General features: G+C 74.5%; 1 protein-coding gene and 1 pseudogene. Both read right to left on the bottom strand.

Going from position 1 to position 1,465, the window contains the following annotated elements; translation table 11 throughout:
- Positions 1-1,114, bottom strand: a 1,114-nt coding sequence (locus FRW57_RS21505; protein ID WP_152187026.1) for a CaiB/BaiF CoA transferase family protein, incomplete at its 3' end; no start/stop codon positions are given.
- A pseudogene (locus FRW57_RS24205) lies at positions 1,111-1,465 on the bottom strand (hypothetical protein); the annotation flags it as partial. The pseudogene FRW57_RS24205 and the gene FRW57_RS21505, both read right to left, overlap by 4 nt.

The following is a 1,465-nucleotide window of genomic DNA, read 5'->3' as shown; positions in this document are numbered from 1 at the left end:
CCGGGTGGCTCACCTGGGGCACGCCACCGGCGCCGTTCGATCCGGCCTTGCGCGTGGCACCCTCGGCGGGGTCGACCCCGGCGCCCCAACCCTCGGCGCGGTCGTCGACCCGCGACCACGGCTCGAGCCCGAGCCGTTCCGCGAGGTCGAACCCGTCGGCAAGGTCGCCGACCCGGCCGGCCGGCACGTCTGCCGCGGTCAGCCGCTGCTGCCAGGTGTCCGCGTCGGCGGCGGCCAGCTGCGCCTCGAGGACGCCAACCAGCTCCTCCCGGTGCCCCACCCGCGACGCGTTGGTGGCGAACCGCTCGTCCGCGGCCAGCTCCGGTGCACCGAGAGCCGTTGCCAACCGGGCGAACTGGCCATCGTTGCCACAGGCGACCGCGAGCAGGCCATCGGCGCAGTGAAGTGTCTCGTAGGGCGCGATCGACGGGTGCCGGTTGCCCATCCGCCGCGGGGCCCTGCCGGTCTGCAGGTAGCCCTGGGCCTGGTTGACCATCGAGGACAGCAGGCTGGAGAGCAGCTCCACCTCGACCCGGCACCCCTGCCCGCTGTGTTCACGGGCGGTGAGCGCGGCGAGGATGCCGATCGTGGCGTCCTTGCCGGTGAGCACGTCGACGAGTGCGACGCCGGCCTTGGTCGGATCGCCGTCGGGATCGCCGGTGACGCTCATCAGCCCGCCGACCGCCTGCACGAGGAAGTCGTAGCCCATCAGGTCGGCGCCAGCCCCCCGGCCGAAGCCGGTGATCGACGCGTAGACGATGCGCGGGTTCGCGGCGCGGACCTGCTCGTAGCCGAGGCCGTGCCGCTCGAGGGCGCCGGGCCGGAAGTTCTCGATGAAGACGTCGGCACGCCGGGCCAGCTCGTGCGCGAGGGCGCGGTCGCCCTCGTCGCGCAGGTCGAGCGTGACGCTGCGCTTGCTGCGGTTGATGCTGTCGAAGTAGGACGAGGAGTGGTCGGACCACGGCGGCCCCCACGACCGGGTGTCGTCGCCAGCACCGGGCCGCTCCACCTTGACGACGGTCGCGCCGAGGTCGGCGAGGTTCATCGTGGCGATGGGGCCGGCCAGGACCCGGCTGAAGTCGGCCACGAGCACCCCGTCGAGCGGTGGCCTCACGTGGCGGCCCCCTCCGCGACAACGTCCCCACCCGGCGCGTCCCCCGGGTGGGTGTCCCCGGGTTGGTCGTCCCCGTGCTGCCCGTCACCCTCGGAGGTGTCGCTCGCCGCGTATGCCGTGCCGGGCGCCTCCGGCTGCCCGTCCACCCGCCGTGGCACGTTCCACGGGTTGTCGTCGCGCAGGACGGCCGGCAACCCGACCTCGGGCACGGCCTGGAAGGCCACCGGACGGGTGAAGCGGTCGAGCGCAGCGGCGCCGACGCTCGTCGCGTCCGGTCGGCTGGTCGCGGGCCAGGGTCCGCCGTGGTGCTGGGCCCAGGTCGTGGCGACCCCGGTCGGCCAGCACCACGGC

The organism is Segeticoccus rhizosphaerae (assembly GCF_009192725.1).
In the GTDB taxonomy this organism is placed as follows: Bacteria; Actinomycetota; Actinomycetes; order Actinomycetales; family Dermatophilaceae; genus Segeticoccus; species Segeticoccus rhizosphaerae.
Note: the sequence above shows the minus strand (reverse complement) of the source record. Positions and strands in the feature narration are given on the sequence as shown.